The organism is Herbaspirillum lusitanum (assembly GCF_046025995.1).
GTDB classification, from domain to species: domain Bacteria; phylum Pseudomonadota; class Gammaproteobacteria; order Burkholderiales; family Burkholderiaceae_D; genus Herbaspirillum; species Herbaspirillum lusitanum_A.
In genome coordinates, this window is record NZ_JAQQFM010000012.1 from 82,248 (window position 1) to 102,734 (window position 20,487).

17 protein-coding genes are annotated in these 20,487 nt (G+C 59.8%); 3 read left to right on the forward strand and 14 right to left on the reverse strand.

Going from position 1 to position 20,487, the window contains the following annotated elements; genetic code table 11:
- Positions 1-37 precede the first annotated feature (37 nt).
- From PQR62_RS22810 to PQR62_RS22825, 4 genes are all read right to left on the reverse strand, one after another.
- Positions 38-310 carry an HP0495 family protein gene (locus PQR62_RS22810; protein WP_408160359.1) on the reverse strand — a complete coding sequence of 91 codons (273 nt, stop codon included), beginning with the start codon at positions 308-310 and terminating at the stop codon, positions 38-40.
- Positions 311-495: 185 nt separating this feature from the next.
- The gene (locus PQR62_RS22815) at positions 496-1,341 is read right to left on the reverse strand and encodes a D-amino acid aminotransferase (RefSeq protein WP_408160360.1); all 846 of its coding nucleotides are present in this window, start codon (positions 1,339-1,341) and stop codon (positions 496-498) included.
- A 185-nt stretch (positions 1,342-1,526) separates the two neighbouring features.
- Positions 1,527-3,344 carry an ABC transporter ATP-binding protein/permease gene (locus PQR62_RS22820; RefSeq protein ID WP_408160361.1) on the reverse strand — a complete coding sequence of 606 codons (1,818 nt, stop codon included), beginning with the start codon at positions 3,342-3,344 and terminating at the stop codon, positions 1,527-1,529.
- A 157-nt stretch (positions 3,345-3,501) separates the two neighbouring features.
- Positions 3,502-4,188 carry an HD domain-containing protein gene (locus tag PQR62_RS22825; protein ID WP_408160362.1) on the reverse strand — a complete coding sequence of 229 codons (687 nt, stop codon included), beginning with the start codon at positions 4,186-4,188 and terminating at the stop codon, positions 3,502-3,504.
- 606 nt (positions 4,189-4,794) lie between these two features.
- Between PQR62_RS22825 and PQR62_RS22830 the strand changes: the two genes are divergently transcribed.
- Positions 4,795-6,630, forward strand: a complete 1,836-nt coding sequence (locus tag PQR62_RS22830) for an ABC transporter ATP-binding protein (protein WP_408160363.1) — start codon at positions 4,795-4,797, stop codon at positions 6,628-6,630.
- A 143-nt stretch (positions 6,631-6,773) separates the two neighbouring features.
- On the opposite strand, the gene bglX is transcribed toward PQR62_RS22830, so the two are convergent.
- Entirely contained in the window at positions 6,774-9,131 is a 2,358-nt protein-coding gene (gene bglX, locus PQR62_RS22835) for a beta-glucosidase BglX (protein WP_408160364.1), read from the reverse strand.
- Positions 9,132-9,470: 339 nt separating this feature from the next.
- On the opposite strand from bglX, the gene PQR62_RS22840 reads away from it, so the two are divergent.
- Positions 9,471-11,072 (forward strand): glucan biosynthesis protein G, encoded by a 1,602-nt coding sequence (locus tag PQR62_RS22840; RefSeq protein ID WP_408160365.1) that lies wholly within the window; start codon positions 9,471-9,473, stop codon positions 11,070-11,072.
- 78 nt (positions 11,073-11,150) lie between these two features.
- Here the strand turns inward: PQR62_RS22840 and PQR62_RS22845 are convergent, their stop codons facing one another.
- The 7 genes from PQR62_RS22845 to PQR62_RS22875 form a co-directional block, all read right to left on the reverse strand.
- Positions 11,151-12,053 carry a ParB/RepB/Spo0J family partition protein gene (locus PQR62_RS22845; protein ID WP_408160366.1) on the reverse strand — a complete coding sequence of 301 codons (903 nt, stop codon included), beginning with the start codon at positions 12,051-12,053 and terminating at the stop codon, positions 11,151-11,153.
- Between the two features lie 59 nt (positions 12,054-12,112).
- The gene (locus tag PQR62_RS22850) at positions 12,113-12,883 is read right to left on the reverse strand and encodes a ParA family protein (protein WP_408160367.1); all 771 of its coding nucleotides are present in this window, start codon (positions 12,881-12,883) and stop codon (positions 12,113-12,115) included.
- A 7-nt stretch (positions 12,884-12,890) separates the two neighbouring features.
- A complete protein-coding gene (leuE, locus tag PQR62_RS22855; RefSeq protein WP_408160368.1) occupies positions 12,891-13,523 on the reverse strand; it encodes a leucine efflux protein LeuE in 633 nt (210 codons plus the stop codon).
- Positions 13,524-13,597: 74 nt separating this feature from the next.
- Complete coding sequence (locus PQR62_RS22860; protein WP_408160369.1) at positions 13,598-14,152, reverse strand: lipocalin family protein; 555 nt, start codon at positions 14,150-14,152, stop codon at positions 13,598-13,600.
- Between the two features lie 70 nt (positions 14,153-14,222).
- Positions 14,223-14,888: a 16S rRNA (guanine(527)-N(7))-methyltransferase RsmG gene (rsmG, locus tag PQR62_RS22865; protein ID WP_408160426.1), complete on the reverse strand. Its 666-nt coding sequence runs from the start codon at positions 14,886-14,888 to the stop codon at positions 14,223-14,225.
- Between the two features lie 7 nt (positions 14,889-14,895).
- Positions 14,896-16,854 carry a tRNA uridine-5-carboxymethylaminomethyl(34) synthesis enzyme MnmG gene (gene mnmG / locus PQR62_RS22870; protein WP_408160371.1) on the reverse strand — a complete coding sequence of 653 codons (1,959 nt, stop codon included), beginning with the start codon at positions 16,852-16,854 and terminating at the stop codon, positions 14,896-14,898.
- Positions 16,855-17,239: 385 nt separating this feature from the next.
- Positions 17,240-18,001 (reverse strand): sulfite exporter TauE/SafE family protein, encoded by a 762-nt coding sequence (locus PQR62_RS22875; RefSeq protein WP_408160372.1) that lies wholly within the window; start codon positions 17,999-18,001, stop codon positions 17,240-17,242.
- A 194-nt stretch (positions 18,002-18,195) separates the two neighbouring features.
- Here PQR62_RS22875 and PQR62_RS22880 point away from each other — a divergent pair, with 194 nt between their 5' ends.
- On the forward strand, positions 18,196-18,405 hold the full coding sequence (locus tag PQR62_RS22880) for a hypothetical protein (protein WP_408160373.1): 210 nt from the start codon (positions 18,196-18,198) through the stop codon (positions 18,403-18,405).
- Between the two features lie 40 nt (positions 18,406-18,445).
- Here the strand turns inward: PQR62_RS22880 and PQR62_RS22885 are convergent, their stop codons facing one another.
- Both PQR62_RS22885 and PQR62_RS22890 read right to left on the reverse strand, forming a co-directional pair.
- Entirely contained in the window at positions 18,446-19,435 is a 990-nt protein-coding gene (locus PQR62_RS22885) for a branched-chain amino acid ABC transporter permease (protein ID WP_408160374.1), read from the reverse strand.
- A 15-nt stretch (positions 19,436-19,450) separates the two neighbouring features.
- Entirely contained in the window at positions 19,451-20,335 is an 885-nt protein-coding gene (locus PQR62_RS22890) for a branched-chain amino acid ABC transporter permease (protein ID WP_408160375.1), read from the reverse strand.
- Between the last annotated feature and the right edge of the window lie 152 nt (positions 20,336-20,487).

Below are 20,487 nucleotides of genomic sequence, written 5' to 3' on the forward strand. Positions count from 1 at the left end.
AGAAGGCTGGCGCAATATCGTGCTCAGCGCAGCATCTTCACAGCACGAATTTCACATGCTCATGCGAGGACAGCGCACGGTAGAGATTGTCCAGCTGCTCACGGCTGGTGGCGCGCACGGTGACCGTCAGCGACAGATACTTGCCCTGCGTGGAAGGCCGCATTTCAACCTTGCCGGAATGAAATTCGGGATCGTGTTCGATCACCAGCGCGACGATGCTTTCGGCGAAGGCGTCATGCATGACGCCGACCACCTTGATCGGAAAGTCGCTCGGGTATTCAATCAGGGATTCTTCGGTAGGTATTGGCATGGCAAGGTGCTGGCGCGCAGCAAGCAAGTTTCAATCTCACGAGATGGAGACGAAGCGCCCGGCTTCAAGCGCGCACGGTCAAAGGAAAAGGGATGGACTATTTTACGCCATGCGCGCCGCCCTGAACGGACAACAGGCGACGCACCGTGCATGCGCCGCCTGCTGCTCTCATGCCGTCCGGAAGATTATCCGGCCTTGGCCACCTGATACGCGGCGTAGATCTTGGCAAACACCGGACCCGGCTTGCCGCTGCCGATGGTCTTACCGTCCACGGTCACCACCGGCAGCACTTCCTTGCTGGCCGAAGACAACAGCAATTCGTCGGCGCCGAACACTTCTTCACGCGTAATGCGGCGCGCTTCCAGCGTGATGCCATGCTGCGCGCACAATTCTTCCATCAGACCGTAGCGTATGCCTTCCAGAATCAGGTTGTCTTTCGGCGGCGCCGCAATCTTGCCGTCCTTCACCACCCACACATTGGAGGAGGATGCTTCGGACAGGAACTCATCGCGGAATTGAATGGTTTCGGTCACTTCGTTTTCCGCCGCGTATTGCGCCGCCAGCACATTGCCCAGCAGCGAAGTCGCCTTGATCTGGCAATTCAGCCAGCGACGATCTTCCATGGTCACGCAGGCCACGCCCTTTTCACGCACGGCGGCCGACGGCAGCACCATCGGATTGGTCATGATGAACACGGTCGGCGTCACTTCCTTGGGGAAGGCGTGGGCGCGCTTGGCAACGCCGCGTGTGACCTGAATGTAAATCATCTGATCGTCCAGATCGTTGGCCTGCACCACGCGGTCGATCAGCGCCAGCCATTCGGCTTCGTCATGCGGATTCGGAATACTGATGGTGCCCAGGCTGCGGAACAGACGCACCAGATGCTGCTTGCCGCGGAAGGGCTTGCGCTGATACATGGGAATCACTTCATACACGCCATCGCCAAAAATGAAGCCGCGATCCAGTACCGGAATCTTGGCTTCGGACAGCGGCGTCAGTTCGCCATTGAGGTAGACGACAGGATCATTCATGGTGCGCTTTCGAGGAAGGGTTACAGTAAGGAAGCAAATCGCGGGCTGGCAAAGCCGGCTGCGCATCGACATCAGGATGCAGCAGCGACCATGAATTGTTGCATAGCCGCGCGAACACGGTTATGCAAAATAGGTATGCCGGCGCGGCCGCCGGCATGGTTTGCGCTTACGCTAAAAGCAGTGCTTCAGACCGGCCCCGCCCGCAAGCCAGATACCTCGACCCTGAATCCCTCTTCATAGCACAAGGCAGAGGCGCCGCTGCTGCGCGAGAAATGCCAGCGCTGGCGATGGAAGCGCACCAGCGTTTCGCGATGCGCGATGCTGACCACCGTCACGCCCGGCAATTGCTGGGGCAGCAGAGTGTAAAGCGCCTCTTCGGTCTCGCCATCCATGGCGCTGCTGGCTTCATCGAGGAACAGGATATCGGGCCGGTTCAGGAACACACGCACAAAGGCCAGGCGCTGCTGTTCACCGGGCGACAGATGCTGGCTCCAGTTGGCGGTTTCCGCCAGCGCCTGCTTGAGATGCGGCAGGCGGCACAGCTCCAGACAGGAGGCAATCTGCTCATCGCTGAACGCGCCTTCCGCCGCCGGGTACGACAAGGCGGCGCGCAACGTGCCGATCGGCAGATAGCTGCGTTGCGGCAGGAACATCACACCGGCATCGGCCGGCAGCGCGATGCGGCCCTCGCCATACGGCCAGATGTCGGCAATCGCGCGCACCAGCGTCGACTTGCCGCAACCGGACGGCCCGCTGATCAGAATGTGCTGGCCGCGCTCGATGCGCGCATTGAAATCCTTGAGCAACGCACGGCCATCCGGCAAGTTCAGATTCAGATGTTCGATTTGCAGTCCCTGCTGCGCTGCTGCGTCTGGCGATTGATGGTGCACCGGTTTCTGCACCCGCACCCGGATATTGGTGGGCAGGTTCTGCATTCTCTGCACGTCTGCATTGAAGCCCGCCAGCCGGTTGATACTCGCTTTCCAGCTGGCCAGCGTGGTGAAGGAATTGATGAACCAGGACAGCGCGTCCTGCACCTGTCCGAAAGCATTGCTGATCTGCATCAGCACACCCAGCGTAATGGCGCCGGAAAAGTAACGCGGTGCGCTCACCAGCAACGGAAAAATATTCGCCGCCTGCCCGTAGAAATTGATGCCGATATTGAGCTTCTTGGTCACGCGCATGATATTCCACCAGTTGTCGCGGATGTCATCCATGCGCGCCTGCAACTGCATCTTTTCCTGCGCTTCGCCGCGATACAGCGCCACCGCTTCTGCGTGCTCACGCACCCGGATCAGACCGAAACGAAAGTTCGCTTCGAAGCGTTCCTGATTGAAATTCAGGCCGACCAGCGGCTTGCCTATCCACCACACCATGCCGGAACCGACGAGCGCATACGCCACTGCGCACCACACCATGTAGCCCGGTATCTGCCAGCTCTGATGGAACAGCGAGAAGCCTATCGGGCCGCTGATGGCCCACAGAATATGCACGAAAGACGCCAGCGTCACGGCGCTGGAAATGAAGCCCAGCACCAGCGCCAGCGTATCGCCGGTGAGTGAATGCAGGTCTTCGGCGATGCGTTGATCGGGGTTGTCGGAGAGGCGCCCTTCCCGGCCCTGCTCGATGCGGTAATAGGCGCGATGCGCCAGCCATTTATCCATGTACCGATCGGTCAACCAATAACGCCAGCGTATCTGCAGGGCCTGCGTCAGATAGACGCTGTAGATCGCTACCGCGACGTAGATGAATGCGAGATAAGTGAACTGCCACAGCAAGGATTTGAACAGATCGAAGTTGCGGCTTTGCAGGACGTCATACAGCTGGCGATTCCAGTCGTTGAGGCGCACATTGATGTAGACCATGCCCAGATTGAGCGCGATGATCGCCAGCAACAGCGCGCGCGCACGCCACTTCTGGTCGGAGATCCAGTACGGCTTGATCAGCGCCCAGATGGCGGGCCAGTTGGTGCGAACAGCGGATGGCGATGGCTTCTTGTTCATGGGCGCGAGAGGCTGAGATAGGCGATTTTTTCAGCTTGCGCCGCCAGACTTAAGCCATCCTTAAGAGCGCTTCATGTCATTCGCGGAGGAGGTTCCCGAGCATGTCGAAGTCAAGCGCATGCGCGCGCGATGCGCCCGGCAACTTGCCTTGCCGGTCTCAGATTTCTTCCAGCATGTCATCCACGAAACGTTGCAGTCGCTGCTGACGCTTGCTCGCCAAAGCCGCGCCGGCGCTGGTCTTGAAGCCGTCGGACAAAGTCAGCAGCTTGGTGAAGAAATGATCCAGCGCGAAACGCCTGTCGTCGAGTTCACGCGACCTGGCCAGGGGATCGGCCGGGTCGTACAGCGCCGACCCCATGCGTCCCGCTGTGTAAAAGCAGCGTGCTGCGCCGACCATGCCGATGGCATCGAGTCGATCGGCATCCTGCAGGATTCTGGCCTCCAGCGTTTCTGCGTTGACGGCTGCAGAAAAGCTGTGCGCGGCGATCGCATGCGCGGTCGCCTCCACCTTGGATTGCGACCAATCCAGCTCGCGCAAAATGCCAGCGGCGCGCTCGCCGGAAAGACGCGAAGCCTGCGCCCGCAGAGGCGAATTCTTCTCCACCTGTACGCAGTCATGCAGCAGCGTCGCCGCCAGCAGAACATCGAGCGCCCCGCCCTCCTGCGCTTGTATTGCGCAGACGTTTTTCCAGACGCGCTGAAGATGGCTGAGGTCGTGCGAGCCGTCGGATTTTACGGGCGCGACATGGGCCTCGGCCGTCGAAAATGCGAACGGTAACAAGATGGCGGCCAACTCCGCCTGAGGAGAAAAAAGTGCTGATGCGATTGCGTTATGGGCGGTCATTATGGGCGGTCATGAATCAAGAAAATACAGAAAGATTGGAGCAGCAGAAACATGGCAATCCGAACACGCATTGCTGCGCGCAAAGATCGTCATGATCAAGGTGTGAAAGATGCGTTGTGACCGGGTCGGCAACACTCGGTTCCATCGTCTTTGAGCCCACCGTTCAATTGTGCACTCGCATTGCGTGTGATGCCGTTTTCTGGTTCGGCTCTCGATCTCCCCGCATTGAAAACCGTCATTGCGCGCAGCTAAAAGTCGCTTGATTAAATAAGAGGCAAAGCAAGCCGTGCATGCTTAAAAATTGCCAAAAATCCACTTTAAAACAAGTCTGACAACAGTCTTTGTCTTACATTTTTTACAGCGTTTATCCGTTGTTCAAAAAATTGATGTTGAATCGCCGCGTTTCAATGGATTTCCGCCGATTCCGGGTTTCTGCTCCGAAAGTCCCGCCAAGTTAAAATGTCGGTCTTGCTTTTTGCCCGCATGAATTGCCTGCCTGAGAATCCAAGCCGCGCTTTCCGCTCCCGAGCACTTAAAAAAGCGCTGCTGCTCAGCCCCGCTCTCTTCCTTTCTCATGCACCCGGGCATGGCGCTTCTGGAGTTTGCATGTTCGCCTGGTTTGAAAAACTGATTCACCCTTATCCCGATCACCACCCTGTGCCGCCGCCGCGCGGCTTCATGCAATTCATCTGGTTCTGTACTTATGGGGTGCGCCGCTACATTGCGTCGATGACGCTGATGACCGCCATCATCGGCGTGTTTGAAGCGCTGCTGTTCGCCATGATGGGCCGCATCGTCGACTGGCTGGGCAGCGTGCAGCCGGCACAGTTGTGGACGCATCAGCGCGAGCATCTGATGTGGCTGGGCCTGATCCTGCTGGTCAGCCCGCTGTTGGTGGCCTTGCAGACGCTGGTCAAGCATCAGACCCTGGCCGGTAATTTCCCGATGCTGCTGCGCTGGAATTTCCACCGCCTGATGCTGAGCCAGAGCATGAGCTTCTATCAGAACGAATTCGCCGGCCGCGTCGCCACCAAGGTGATGCAGACGGCGCTGGCGGTGCGCGACTTCTGCATGATCACCGGCGACATTCTGGTGTTCGTGGTGATCTATTTCGTCACGCTGATCGCGGTGGTGGGCAGCTTCGATCTGTGGATGCTGCTGCCCTTCATCGGCTGGTTGCTGGCTTACTCGGTGGCGCTGCGCTACTTCGTGCCGCGCTTGTCGAAGGTGGCGCGCAGCCAGGCCGATGCGCGTTCGCTGATGACCGGGCGCATTACCGACGCCTATACCAATATCGCCACCGTCAAACTGTTCTCGCATGCCGGCCGCGAAGCCGGCTATGCACGCAGCGCGATGCGCGAATTTCTACTGACGGTGAACAACCAGATGCGCCTGGTCAGCGGCTTCGAAATCGTCAACCATTCGCTCAACATGCTGCTCATCATCAGCACCGCCGGCGTCGCGCTGTATTTGTGGACGCAAGGCCAGCTGGGCATCGGTGCGGTGGCGGCTGCAACCGCCATGGCGCTGCGCCTGAACGGCATCGCGCACTGGGTGATGTGGGAAATGGCCGCGCTGTTCGAACACGTCGGCACGGTGCAGGACGGCATCAACACGCTGTCGCGCGCGCATGATGTGAAAGACCGCGACGACGCCGTGCCGCTGCAGGTGAAGCAGGGCGAGCTGGTGTTCGAAGAGGTGGATTTCAGCTATGGCGGCGCCGCCGTGCGGCCGGTGATCGACAAGCTCAGGCTGACCATTCGTCCCGGTGAAAAGATCGGTCTGGTGGGGCGTTCGGGCGCCGGCAAGTCGACCATCGTCAATCTGCTGCTGCGTTTTTACGATATCGAACACGGCCGCATCCTGATCGACGGCCAGGACATCGCCCACGTCACGCAAGACAGCCTGCGCGCGCAGATCGGCATGGTCACGCAGGACACCTCGTTGCTGCATCGCTCGGTGCGCGACAACATCCTCTACGGCCGTCCGGATGCGGTCGATGCCGATATGATCTCCGCGGCGGAGAGAGCCGAAGCGCATGACTTCATCCAGACGCTGGCCGATGCCAAGGATAGACGCGGTTACGATGCCCATGTCGGCGAGCGCGGCGTGAAGCTGTCGGGCGGTCAGCGGCAGCGGATTGCGATTGCGCGCGTGATGCTGAAAGATGCGCCGATCCTGCTGCTGGATGAAGCCACCAGCGCGCTCGACTCGGAAGTGGAAGCGGCCATTCAGACCAGCCTGTACAAGCTGATGCAAGGCAAGACGGTGGTCGCCATCGCCCATCGCCTGTCAACCATCGCCGCGATGGACAGGCTGATCGTGCTGGATCAGGGCCGCATCGCGGAGCAAGGCAGCCACAGCGAACTGCTGGCGCTCAATGGTCTGTATGCGCGCCTGTGGGCGCATCAGAGCGGCGGCTTTCTGGGTGAGGAAGACTGAAATTGCCAGCCGCGGGCCTGAGTGCACATCAATTGTTTATATGATTTATTTTTCAGGCTGAATGCATAAGGGGCGCACCTCGGTGCGCCCCTTTTCTTTGGCCGGCGGAAAAAATCCGGCCGGCGTTTCTCCACTTGTTCTGCTTACTCCAGCGTGAACGACGCCGCTTTCACGTCCTTGGAGTCCAGCCCCACCTGCACCTGGAATTCACCCGGCTCGGCCACGTGTTCCAGCCTGGCGTTGTAGAACTTCAGCGCTTTGGCGTCAATCACGAAGCGCACTTCCTGCTGCTCGCCGGCCTTCAGCATGACTTTGCGGAAGTCCTTCAACTCCTTGACCGGACGCACCACCGACGCGGCCACGTCGCGGATGTAGAGCTGCACCACGGTGGCGCCGTCGCGCTGGCCGGTGTTCTTCACGGTGACGCTGGCCTCAACCTTGCCGTCGGCCTTCATCGTGGACTGCGACAGCGTCACGCCGGACAGGCTGAAGCCGGTGTAGCTCAGACCATAGCCAAAGGGATACAGCGGGCCGTTCGGTTCTTCGTAGTACTGCGAGGTGTAATTGCCGGGCTTGCCTTCGGTGAAGGGACGACCGAGACGCGCATGGTTGTAATAGCTGGGGATCTGGCCGACCGAACGCGGGAAGGTGATCGGCAATTTGCCCGAAGGATTGACGTCGCCGAACAGAATATCGGCGATGGCATGACCGCCTTCAGTGCCGGTGTACCAGGTTTCCAGAATCGCGGAGGCGTTCTCGCGCGCCCAGTTGAGGTCCAGCGGACGGCCATTCATCAACACCAGCACCAGCGGCTTGCCGGTGGCCTTGAGCGCCTTGAGCAAGGCCACCTGGCTGTCCGGCAGAGTCAGTTGCGTGCGGCTCGAGGATTCGTGCGACATGCCGCGCGATTCACCCACCGCCGCCACCACCACGTCGGCCTTGCGCGCCGCCCTGACCGCCTCGGCGATCATCGCTTGCGGGCTGCGTTTGTCCTGCACCACTTCCGGCGCATCCCAGTTCATGAAGTTGAGGTAATCGACGATGTGCTTGTCGTCGGTGATGTTGGCGCCGCGTGCGTAGACCAGCTTGGCCTTGTCGCCCACAGCATCCTGCAGGCCCTGCTTCAGGGTGATGGTCTGCTTGTCGACGCCGGCGCCGGACCAGCTGCCCAGCATGTCGATGTGCGAATCCGCCAGCGGGCCCACCAGCGCGATGCTGCCGGCCTTTTTCAGCGGCAGCGTGGCGTTGCGGTTTTCCAGCAGCACCATGGACTGTGCCGCCACCTGGCGCGCAGCGGCGCGATGCAGACGACTCTCGGCGTTGACCTCGGCCGGATCGCCATCGGCGCGGCCGATGCGCAGATAAGGATCGTGGAACAGGCCCATGTCGTACTTGGCGTCGAGGATTTCGCGCACGGCATTATCCAGATCCTGCTGGGCCACCTTGCCGGACTTCAGCAGCCCCGGCAACTGGCCGAGATACACCTGATCGGCCATGCTCATGTCGGTGCCGGCCTTGATCGCCAGTTGCGCCGCTTCGGTTTCGTCATGCGCCACGCCGTGATTGACCAGCTCGGTGATGGCGCCGTGATCGCTCACCGTCAGGCCCTTGAAACCCCAGTCCTTGCGCAGCAGATCCTGCAGCAGCCAGGTGTTGGAGGTGGCCGGCGTGCCATTGATGGAATTGAGCGCGACCATCACGGCACCGGCGCCGGCATCCACCGCGGCGCGATAAGGCGGCAGGTAGTCGTTGTACATGCGCATCGGATCCATGTTGACCACGTTGTAGTCGCGTCCGCCCTCGACTGCGCCATACAGCGCGAAGTGCTTGACGCTGGCCATCACGCGGTCGGCGGCAATCGGTTTCTGCTCGCCCTGCAGCGCACGCACCGAGACTTCGGCGATGCGCGACACCAGATACGGATCTTCGCCGAAGCCTTCCGAAGTACGACCCCAGCGCGGATCGCGGCTGATGTCGACCATCGGTGCGAAGGTCATGTCGAGACCGTCGGCCGCCGCTTCATTGGCCGAGGTGCGCATGGCGGTGGCGACTGCATCGAGATCCCAGGCCGAGGCCAGACCGAGGCCGATCGGGAAGGTGGTGCGATGGCCGTGGATCACGTCGTAGGCGAAGAAGATCGGGATCTTCAGGCGCGAGCGCATGGCGCCGTCCTGCAGCGGACGATTGTCCTTGCGCGTGACCGAATTGAAGGTGCCGCCGACGCGGCCGGCAGCGATTTCATCGGCCAGCTTCTTGGCCGGCATCTCGGGACCGATGCTGACCAGCCGCAACTGGCCGATTTTTTCATCCAGCGTCATCTGCTTCATCAGATCGTTGACGAAAGCGGCCTTGTCCTTGAGCAGCGCCGGATTGGCCTGAGCCTGTGCGTCGGGCGCGAAACTGGTCAGCAGACCGGCGATGAGCAGCACGGAAGCCAGGGCGGTAAAGCGCTGATGGTGAGGCGTTCGGGCGACAACGGACGACGTGGCGGAGTATTTCATGGGCACAGATGCATTCCTCTCATTGCAAAACTTGGCAGACGGCGTGCTCCTTGCGGGAGCACGTCGCAGCATGGAAACGGTGTTCGGATACGGCTCGCGGGAAATTTGGCCGGGTCACGGGCGGCGCCGGACCGGGCAAATACGCGGCAAACCATGGCGCGGGGTCTCGTTATTGCTCACTTGTTGCTGATTTACTTCTTCTATGACGCGCCAACGGCATGGACGGTTCGCTATATTATTCTGTTTTGCTTTTTTGCAGGGCACAAGCTCAGACTTTGATGCCGCAAAGCAATGTGCAACGATGTGCGCCTTACAACGTCAGAGTGCCTGTATCCCTTCATGGAGAAATTTGTGACTTTCAATGTGTTCAAGCTTTTCCCGCGCAAGACCCTTCCCTTCCTTTCGGCATCGCTGCTGGCGGCCGGCAGCCTGCTGAGCACGCAGGCGCATGCCTTTTCGCTGGAAGACGTGGCGGCCAGGGCCAAGGCGCTGGTGGATCAGCCCTATGTCACTCCGGTCAGCAATCTGCCGCCGGCCTTCAGCAGCATGCAGTTTGCCGATTACATGAAGATCCAGCCGCGCAGCGAGAAATTCGAATGGCGCAACCAGAAGACGCCGTTCAAGCTGGGCTTCTATCATCAGGGCATGCAGTTCAATACGCCGGTGCAGATCAATGAGATCGTGGGCCCGGCGGTGGATCAGATCAAATACGGTCCGGACCGCTTCGACTTCGGCGATCTCTCCTTCGATCGCAGCGTGACCTCGACGCTGGGCTATGCCGGCTTCCGCGTGCTGTATCCGATCAACAAGCCCGGCAAGGACGACGAGATCATGAGTCTGCTCGGCGCCAGCTATTTCCGCGTGATCGGCAAGGATCAGATCTACGGCCTGTCGGCGCGCGGACTGGCCATCGACACCGCGCTGCAGAGCGGCGAGGAATTCCCGCACTTCACCGAATTCTGGGTGCAGCGCCCCAACCCGCGCGACAAGCAACTGACTTTCTACGCCCTGCTCAATTCGCCGCGCGCCACCGGCGCCTACAAGTTCGTGCTGACGCCGGGCCAGGACGCGCTGCTGGATGTGCAGGCGCGCGTGTTCCTGCGCGGCGAAGTCGGCCGCCTCGGCATCGCGCCGCTGACCAGCATGTTCCTGTTCGGCCCCAATCAGCAATCGAGCAAGCGCAACTTCCGTCCGGCGATCCACGACTCCAACGGTCTGGCGATCCACACCGGCAGCGGCGAATGGCTGTGGCGGCCGCTCAACGATCCGCAGAACGTTGAAGTCAGCAGCTTCCAGGTCAACAATCCCAAGGGCTTCGGCCTGCTGCAACGCGGCCGCGAGTTTTCCAATTTCGAGGATCTGAAGGACCGCTACGATCTGCGCCCGAGCGCCTGGATCGAACCCAAGGGCGACTGGGGCAAGGGCGCGGTGCAGCTGGTTGAAATCCCGACCGCCGATGAGACCAACGACAATATCGTGGCCTATTGGCTGCCGGCCGAATTGCCGGCCAAGGGCGTGCCGCTGCAATTCGATTACCGCATTCACTGGACCACCGATGAAGCGGCGCTGCTGAAAAATGAGGTGGCATGGGTCAAGCAGACCTTGCATACCGACGGCGAACTGACGCAGGCCAATCTGATCCGCCACTTCGATGGTTCGACCGCATTTCTGGTCGACTTCACCGGACCGGTGCTGAGCAAATTGCCGGCCGATGCCAGACTGCGTCCGCAGATCAGCGTGGATGCCAATGCCGAAGTACTGGACACGCAACTGCAGCCGAATCCGGCCACCGGCGGCTGGCGCCTGACGCTGCGCATCAAGGTCAAGAACGTGGCGCAGCCGGTTGAGATGCGCGCCGCCTTGCTCAACGGCGACCGCACGCTGACCGAGACCTGGGCCTATCAATTGCCGCCGCGTTCGGATATTCAACGCTCGTTCTGACAGGGTGCAGTCTGACCATGAAAAAGGCGCACCTCGGTGCGCCTTTTTCCTTTATTCAATATTCGCTCAACGCCTGCATCACGACTCCACGGCATCTCCGCGCAGACGCGTGATGACGCCGTCCAGCGCATCCAGATCGGCGAAGTTGATGATCAGCTGGCCCTTGTTCTTGGCCCCGGTCTTGATCGCCACCTGGGTCGCCAGCAGGTCGGACAATTCTTCTTCCAGACGCGTGATGTCGCGCGACTTTTCCTTGCCGTCGCGCGGCTTGCTGGCGGCTTGTTCGGCCGTGGTGCGCGTCACCAGTTTCTCGGCGTCGCGCACCGACATGCGCTTGGCGACGATCTGATTGGCCAGCTGAATCTGCGTCGCTGAATCGACCACCAGCAAGGCGCGGGCGTGGCCCATGTCGATGTCGCCGGCCATCAGCATGGTCTGCACCGGCTTGGCCAGATTCAGCAGACGCAGCAGATTAGACACCGCACTGCGCGAACGGCCCACGGCCACCGCCGCCTGCTCGTGCGTGAAGCTGAAGTCGGTGATCAGGCGATGAATGCCCTGCGCTTCTTCCAGCGGATTCAGGTCTTCGCGCTGCATGTTTTCGATCAGCGCCATGGCGGCGGTGGTCTGATCGTCGACGTTCTTCACCAGCACCGGCACTTCGCTCAGGCCGGCGATCTTGGCCGCGCGGAAGCGGCGTTCGCCGGCGATGATTTCGTACACGTCCTTGCCGTTCTTCTGGCCGATGGCGCGGATCAGAATCGGCTGCAGCAGCCCCTGTTCCTTGATCGATGCGGCCAGTTCATTGAGCGCGCCTTCGTCCATGCGGCTGCGCGGCTGGTATTTGCCGGCCTGCAGTTCGGTGACCGGCATCACGGTCGGCAGGCCGGGGCTCGCCTGCGCTTCTTCGGTGATGTCGGAAGAGCCGCCGAGCAATGCATCGAGACCGCGTCCCAGACCTTTGGATTTTTTGGTTGCCATATGTGTTGCCATGAAAATTACCTGAAAAAAGAGACGCCGCCGAAGGACCTTGCCCTCGCTTACAGCGTCTTGATGCGCTCCACCATTTCCGCGCCGAACGCGATGTAGGCTTGCGCACCCTTGGATGCGGGATCGAAGGTCACGCCCGGCAGACCGTAGGACGGCGCTTCCGCCAGACGCACGTTGCGCGGGATGACGGTCTTGAAGACCTTGTCGCCGAAGTGCTGTTCCAGCTGCTCGGAAACCTGCTGCGACAGCGTCATGCGCGGGTCGAACATCACGCGCAGCAGACCGATCACCTTGAGGTCGGGATTGAGCTTGGCGTGCACTTTTTTGATGGTGTTGACCAGGTCGGACAGACCTTCCAGCGCGTAGTACTCGCACTGCATCGGAATGATCACGCCATGCGCCGCGCACAGGCCGTTGAGGGTCAGCATCGACAGCGCCGGCGGGCAATCGACCAGGATGAAATCGTAGTCGTCGGCGACGGCGGCGAAGGCGTTCTTGAGGCGCGATTCGCGCTCTTCAAGCTCCACCATTTCGACTTCTGCGCCGGCCAGTTCGCGATTGGCCGGCAGCACGTCGAAGCGCCCTGCTTCCGAGGTCTTGCGCACGCTTTTGATGTCGGCCATGCCGAGCAGCACTTCGTAGATCGAACCTTCCAGCGTCGACTTGTTGATGCCGGCGCCCATGGTGGCATTACCCTGGGGATCGAGGTCGACCAGCAAAACACGTTGCTCGAGTTGCGCCAGACCGGCGGCGAGATTGACTGCTGTGGTGGTTTTACCGACGCCGCCCTTTTGATTGGCGACGCAAAAAATTTTAGCCATAGTCTTTTTATTGAGTAGTCAATTTGATGCCGAAGCCGATCAGGAATACACCGGCCGCGCGCGAGGCCAGCGTGGCGATGGTGCGATTGCGCGACAGACGGCGCGCGGCGGCGTTACCCGCCAGTACCAGCAGCGTGCCGTAGAACAGGGTGCAGCAGCAGATCACGGCGCCCATCGTGACGAAAGTCAGCGCGCCTTGCTGCGTGGCCGGATCGATGAACAGCGGGAAAAACGCCATGTAGAACACGATTGCTTTCGGGTTGATCAGCGTCACCAGAAAGCCGCGCCGGAAATCCGCCGCGTTGGAAAAGGGTACGACTGTACCACCGCCTTCGCCTCTTGCAAACAGCAGGCGCAGGCCGAGGTAAGCCAGATAGGCCGCGCCCAGATATTGCATGCCTTTGAACAGCAGCGGATTGGCGTGCAACAGTGCCGCCACGCCGATCGCCGCCAGAAACATCAGCACGATATCGCCCAGCATCAAACCGGCCATCGCCGTAAATCCACCGCGCAGACCATGCTTGGCCGAACAGGTCAGCACACAGAAGGTACCGGGCCCGGGCAGCAGCAGAAACACCATGGTGGCGGCGATCAGTTGCCAGATATCGGTGACGCCGATGGAATGAAAGAGGGCCTGCATGATGTCTCCTGTGCCCTTCCAAGGGCATCCGTTGATGCTTGTATGTGTGTGCGGTTTCTTGTTGCCGCTGCCGCTTATTCCGGCGCCTGCACTGTCTTCACCAGCCGCGAGGTGTCGAAGCCCTGCTTGGTGGCGTTGTTCACCGCATTCTCGTATTGCTCAGGCGAGATGGTCGGCGTCCGCGACAGAATCCACAGGTAATCGCGCGAGGGCGTGCCGACCGTCACCAGCGTGTAATTGGGGTCGAGCTCCATGATCCAGTAATCGCCCCAGACCATCGGAAACCACGACAGCCAGGCGGGAGCGAAGCGCACCTGCAGCTTGGCGTTGTTACTGCCGGCGACCACTTTGGCCAAGCCCTGGGCCTCGTCTGCGCCCTTGCCGGTGGTGCAGCGATTGACGACGTCGATATCGCCGTCATCACGCGCCCGGTATTCAGCGGTGGTGCCGGAGATGCATTGCTTCTGGAAGGTGTTGGGGAATTTGGCAATCTCGTACCATTTGCCGACATAACGCTTGAGATCGACGCTGGGCACGGTTTTGACTTCCTGGGCCTGCACTGCCGGCGCTGCCGCGAGAAACAGGCCCAGCACGCCGCTCAGGGCTGCCGTCAGCAGCAAAGGCTGCACGGCCTTGCGGGCAACTTGAGTAATTTTAGAAAGTTTTGATATTGTTTGTGAGTTCATCTGGCAATTCTTTCTATAAAGCAATTCTGTTTATAAAAATCAAATGCCGCTCCGCATCCAGCCCCGGCACTTGCAAGGCCTGAATCTTGCTGACCTGCCAGCCGGACGGGAGCCGGTCGATTTCCGCTTGCGGCAGCACACCCTTGAGCGCGAGGAAATGTCCGCCCTGCTGCAACAGGTGGTTCGACCAGTCGATGAAGTCTTTGAGTTCCGCAAAGGCGCGCGAAGTGATCACGTCGAACTGTTGCTCATGCGGCAACTCTTCGACGCGGGCATGGATCACGCTGACATTGCTCAGACTCAGCTCGGCCTTCACCTGCGTCAGGAACGCCGTCTTCTTTTGCACCGTGTCGACCAGCGTGATCTGCATCTGCGGCTCGGCTTCGGCTGCCCAGATGGCCAGCACGATGCCGGGTAAACCGCCGCCGGCGCCGACGTCCAGTACGCGCTGCGCGCCGGCAAATGCCGCGACCGCCGCCAGCGAATCCAGCAGGTGATGCGTCATCATCTGGGCCGGATCGCGCAAGGCGGTCAGGTTGTAGACCTTGTTCCATTTGGCCAGCAAGGCCTGATACGCCAGCAGTTTCTGTTGCTGCGCCGGACTCAGTTGCAGGCCCAGCGCCTTGGCGCCCTGTTCCAGCACCTGCGCCATTTGTTCAGGAGTCTGCGTTGTTGCCATCTGCATCTTAAGCCGCCTGTCCGGTTGAAGTCTCGCTGCCTGGAGCGCCGGCTTCGGCTGCGGTCTGCAATTTCAGACCGCCCTTCTTCAGGTGCACCAGCAACAACGACAAGGCGGCAGGCGTCACGCCGGAGATGCGCGAGGCCTGGCCCAGGGTTTCCGGCTTGTGCTTGTTCAGTTTCTGGCGGACTTCGATGGACAGCGCCTGCACTTCCATGTAATCCAGCTCCAGCGGCAGCTTCAGATTTTCATTGTGTTCGTGACGACCGACTTCGCGCGCCTGCCGGTCGATATAGCCGGCGTATTTGATCTGGATTTCGACCTGTTCGCGCACAGCGTCGTCTTCCACACCGGGACCGGCCAGCGCCTGACCTTCGGCGCCGCTCAGGCTCATCAGCAATTCATAGTTCACATTCGGACGACGCAGCAGATCGACCAGATTGTATTCACGCTCGATGGAGCGGCCGAGCACACGTTCGGCTTCGGCTTCCGGCACGATGCGCGGATTGACCCAGGTTGACTTCAGGCGCTCCAGCTCGCGCGCCACGGCTTCGCGCTTGCGCTCGAACACTTCCCACTGGGCGTCGCCGACACAACCCAGCTTGCGGCCGATTTCGGTCAGGCGCAGATCGGCATTGTCTTCGCGCAGGCTGAGGCGATATTCGGCGCGGCTGGTGAACATGCGATAAGGCTCTTGCACGCCCTGCGTCACCAGATCATCCACCAGCACACCGAGGTAGGCCTCATCGCGGCGCGGGGTCCAGGCTTCGCGGCCCTGCGTCTGCAAGGCTGCATTCAGTCCGGCCAGCATGCCCTGGGCTGCGGCTTCTTCGTAGCCGGTGGTGCCGTTGATCTGGCCGGCGAAGAACAGACCTTGGACCTGGCGCGTTTCCAGCGAAGCCTTGAGGCCGCGCGGGTCGAAATAATCGTATTCGATGGCATAACCGGGACGCAGGATGTGGGCGTTTTCCATGCCGCGCATCGACCGCACCAGCGCCAGCTGCACGTCGAAGGGCAGGCTGGTGGAAATGCCGTTGGGGTAAAACTCGTTCGTCGTCAGGCCTTCCGGCTCCAGATAGATCTGGTGTGAGTCCTTGCCGGCGAAGCGATGAATCTTGTCTTCAATCGACGGGCAGTAGCGCGGGCCGACGCCTTCGATCACGCCGGTGTACATCGGGCTGCGATCCAGACCGGCGCGGATGATGTCGTGGGTCTGGGCGTTGGTATGAGTAATCCAGCAAGGCATTTGTCTGGGATGCATGGCGGCATTGCCCATCACCGAGAACACCGGAATCGGATCAAAGTCGCCCGGCTGTTCTTCCAGCGCGGCGAGGTTGATGCTACGACCGTCGATGCGCGGCGGCGTGCCGGTTTTCAGACGGCCTTGCGGCAGCTTCAATTCTTTCAGACGCGCCGACAAGGACACTGCCGGTGGATCGCCGGCGCGACCGCCGGCGTAATTGCTGAGGCCGACGTGGATTTTGCCGTCCAGGAAAGTACCTGCAGTCAGCACCACCGCCCTGCCCTGAAAACGGATACCGGCCTGGGTCACGGCGCCGGTCACGCGGTCGCCCTCGACCATCAGATCGTCGACCGCCTGCTGAAACAGCCACAGATTAGGCTGATTTTCCAGACGTGAACGGATCGCCTGCTTGTACAGAATGCGGTCGGCCTGGGCGCGGGTCGCGCGCACGGCCGGGCCTTTGGATGAATTGAGAATGCGAAACTGGATGCCTGCTTCGTCCGTGGCAATCGCCATCGCGCCGCCCATGGCGTCCACTTCCTTGACCAGATGCCCTTTGCCAATGCCGCCAATCGATGGATTGCAGGACATCTGGCCCAAGGTTTCGATATTGTGGGTCAGCAGCAAAGTCTTCTGCCCCATGCGCGCAGAAGCCAGCGCAGCTTCAGTGCCGGCATGGCCGCCGCCAACAACGATGACATCAAATTCGGTAGGAAATAGCATGGTGCGCCTCGGTGGGGAGCGTGAACAGAGGCGAGATTATAAAGTCTTTTCGAGACAGGTATGAATGCACCCCGCGTTTACTGCCTGGTATCGCCGCTGACGAGGCCAATCAGCGTCGCATATCTGCACAAGATGAGCTTGGCGCAGGAGGTTGAAATCGCCTTGTCGCGATACAAAACAGCTATCGCCTCGTCATGCCAATATCCTCGACAGAGCCCTCCTCGCTGTTTCACGTGAAACAGTAAGCGAGAATTCGGTGCAAAAAGTAGCGCTGAAATTGCCACGCTGACACACATAAAAAAAGCGAAACATTTCTGCCTCGCTTTTTAAATCAGACTGAATCAATCATTCTGAGCTGTTTCACGTGAAACATATCGGTCTCGTTTTAACGCAAGAAGGCATCGTAACCACTCTTCAAAATCAAAGCCGTCACGACAAACAGGAACAGCTTGCGTACAAATGCGCTGCCGTGTTTTATCGCAAGCTTGGTGCCCACCAGCGAACCCGCGATATTAAAGATCGCCATCATGAAACCCAGCTGCCAGATCACGTGCCCGCTGTAGCTGAACCAGCATAAGGCCGCCAGATTGGTCGCGATGTTGACAACCTTGGACACGGCGGAAGCCGACAGGAAGTCGTAGCCGAACACGCGCACGAACAGGAAAACCAAGAAACTGCCGGTGCCCGGGCCGAAGACGCCGTCATAGAACCCTACGCCCCCGCCTATCAACATGGCATACAACATCTCACGCCGGCCGCTCAGTGTAGGCGCGTGCGTCTGGCCGAAGTCCTTCTTCTTCAAGGTGTAAACCGCCACCGCTATCAATACAAAAGGCAGCGCCTTACGGATCAGCTCGGTCGGGATGTGGGTGACAACATAGGCCCCAAGAAAGGACAAGGCAAATGCCGTGATCGCTGCCGGCGTCGCAGCACTCCACTGTATCGCCACGCGACGGGCGAAATTGATGGCTGCAGCACTGGTGCCCATCACGCCGGCGACCTTGTTGGTGCCCAGCAGCGTCGCGGGTGCCGTATTCGGGAAGACTGAAAACAAGGTCGGAATCAGCACCAGCCCTCCTCCGCCCACCACTGCATCAATCAATCCGGCGACGAATGCGCCGGCACATAAGATCAGATAGTCAGGCATGGATCACCACCTGCTTGAAAACCACTGCTACTTGCATGCACTACTTTCGAGGAAATAAGGAAATCGGGATAGACAGTCGCTCATCAAAAACGGCATATCCACAAGGCGCGCCATTTTACCGCGTCGGCCTGAAGACGATCCGTAACAGATTCAGGCAAAAGAATGCGTATCTGTTCTTTTCGGATTTTTAAAAAATGACGGCCAAGGAAAATGCCTGCGAAGAATTTGAAATAAAAAATGACTTTTCTTCCCTATACCCAGGCCTACCCCAAAAACATCGCAAATTTTTTAGGAAATTCTCTATTCAAATCGGAGAAATCCGTAGTCCACAAAAAATTACCGCCGGGAATCATCTTTCGATGAATGCCGGCGGTAACGGTAAAACCCAGTTCTTTAACTTTTAAGGAGATCAACAACTCCTACATATCGCGATCAGGTCAAGGATCAGTGACCCGCACTACTGCTCTTTGGTCCACCGCGTTTGGCCAGCGCCAGAATTTCACCGACGATGCCGCGACGGAAGGCCAGCACGCAAACGATGAAGATGAAGCCGGTCACGATGGTGACCGAATCACCCAGGGTGCTGAACCACTCGATGTGCGTCACGCTGGCCAGCCAGTTACCGATATCGCCGAGCTTGTTTTCCAGCATGATGATGATCACGGCGCCGACGATAGGACCGATGATGGTGCCCAGGCCGCCGACCAAGGTCATCAGCACCACCAGCCCGGACATGCTCCAGTGCACATCGGTCAGGGTTTCGAAGCCCAGCACCAGCGTCTTGGTGGCGCCGGCCAGACCGGTCAGCGCTGCGGACAGCACAAAGGCCAGCAGTTTGTAACGGTCAACGTCATAGCCGAGCGAGATGGCGCGTGGTTCGTTTTCCTTGATCGCCTTGAGCACCTGGCCGAACGGCGAATTGATGGTGCGCACGATCAGCGAGAAACCGATGATGGCAATCGCCAGCACCACGTAGTACAGCGTCATGTCGCTGGACAGATCGATCACGCCCAGCAGCTTGCCGCGCGGTACGCCTTGCAGCCCATCTTCGCCACCGGTGAACGGCGCCTGCAGGGCAACGAAGAACAGCATCTGTGCCAGCGCCAGCGTGATCATGGTGAAGTAAATCCCCTGCCGGCGAATCGCCAGCAAGCCCATGATCAGGCCGATGAAGGCGCCCACTGCGGTGCCCGCGATCAGTCCCAGTTCGGTCGGCAGACCCCAGACCTTCAACGCGTGACCGGCAACATAACCGGCTGAGCCGAAGAAGGCAGCGTGACCGAAGGACAGCAGACCGGTGTAGCCGATCAGCAGATTGAAGGCGCAGGCAAACAATGCAAAGCACAGCATCTTCATCAGGAACACCGGATACAGCCCGAAGGGTGCGGCCAGCGCAAGAATTAATAAAACGACAATTCCGATTTTCTTGTTCATGCAGCGTCTCCGGTCTTATTTCTCTTTGCCGAACAAGCCGGCCGGGCGAATCATCAGAACGATCGCCATAATGATGAACACCACGGTGGCCGACAATTCCGGGTAGAACACCCGGGTCAGGCCTTCAACCACGCCGAGGCCGAGGCCGGTAACGATGGAGCCGAGGATGGAGCCCATGCCGCCGATCACCACCACCGCGAACACCACGATGATCAGATTGGAACCCATCAGCGGCGAGACCTGGATCACCGGTGCCGCCAGCACGCCGGCAAAGGCGGCCAGCGCAACGCCGAAGCCATAGGTCAAGGTCACCATCAGCGGCACGTTGATGCCGAAGGCTTCCACCAGTTTCGGGTTCTCGGTGCCGGCGCGCAGGTAGGCGCCAAGGCGGGTCTTTTCGATCACGAACCAGGTCGAGAAGCACACCACGATCGAAGCCACCACGACCCAGGCGCGATAATTCGGCAGCACCATGAAGCCCAGATTGGTGGCACCCTGCAAGGCGTCAGGCACCGAATAAGGCTGGCCTGAGACGCCGTAGATCGAGCGGAAGATGCCCTCCACCATCAGAGTGATGCCGAAGGTCAGCAGCAGGCCATACAGGTGATCCAGCTTGTACAGCCAGCGCAGCATGGTCTTCTCGATAATGATGCCGAACAGGCCGACCAGAATCGGCGCCAGGATCAGCATCACCCAGTAATTCAGATTGAAATAGGTCAGCCCTAACCATGCGGCGAACGCGCCCAGCATGTACAAGGTGCCGTGCGCGAAGTTGATCACATTGAGCAGGCCGAAGATGACCGCCAGCCCGAGCGACAGCATCGCGTAGAAAGAGCCGTTGACCAGTCCCAGCAGGAGCTGGCTCAGGAAGGCTTGCAAGGGTATGCCGAAAATTTCCATAAAACTCGTTCATCCAGAAAGAGTGAGCGGGTAGCGAACAGCTATGCAGCTAAACAGCCATGGCGCAAAAGCAGAGAATGAATTGCCTGTAATTTCTTTAAAGCAACTATAGAAGTACGCAAAACCTGGATCGTGAAGCCGGCCGTGACGCC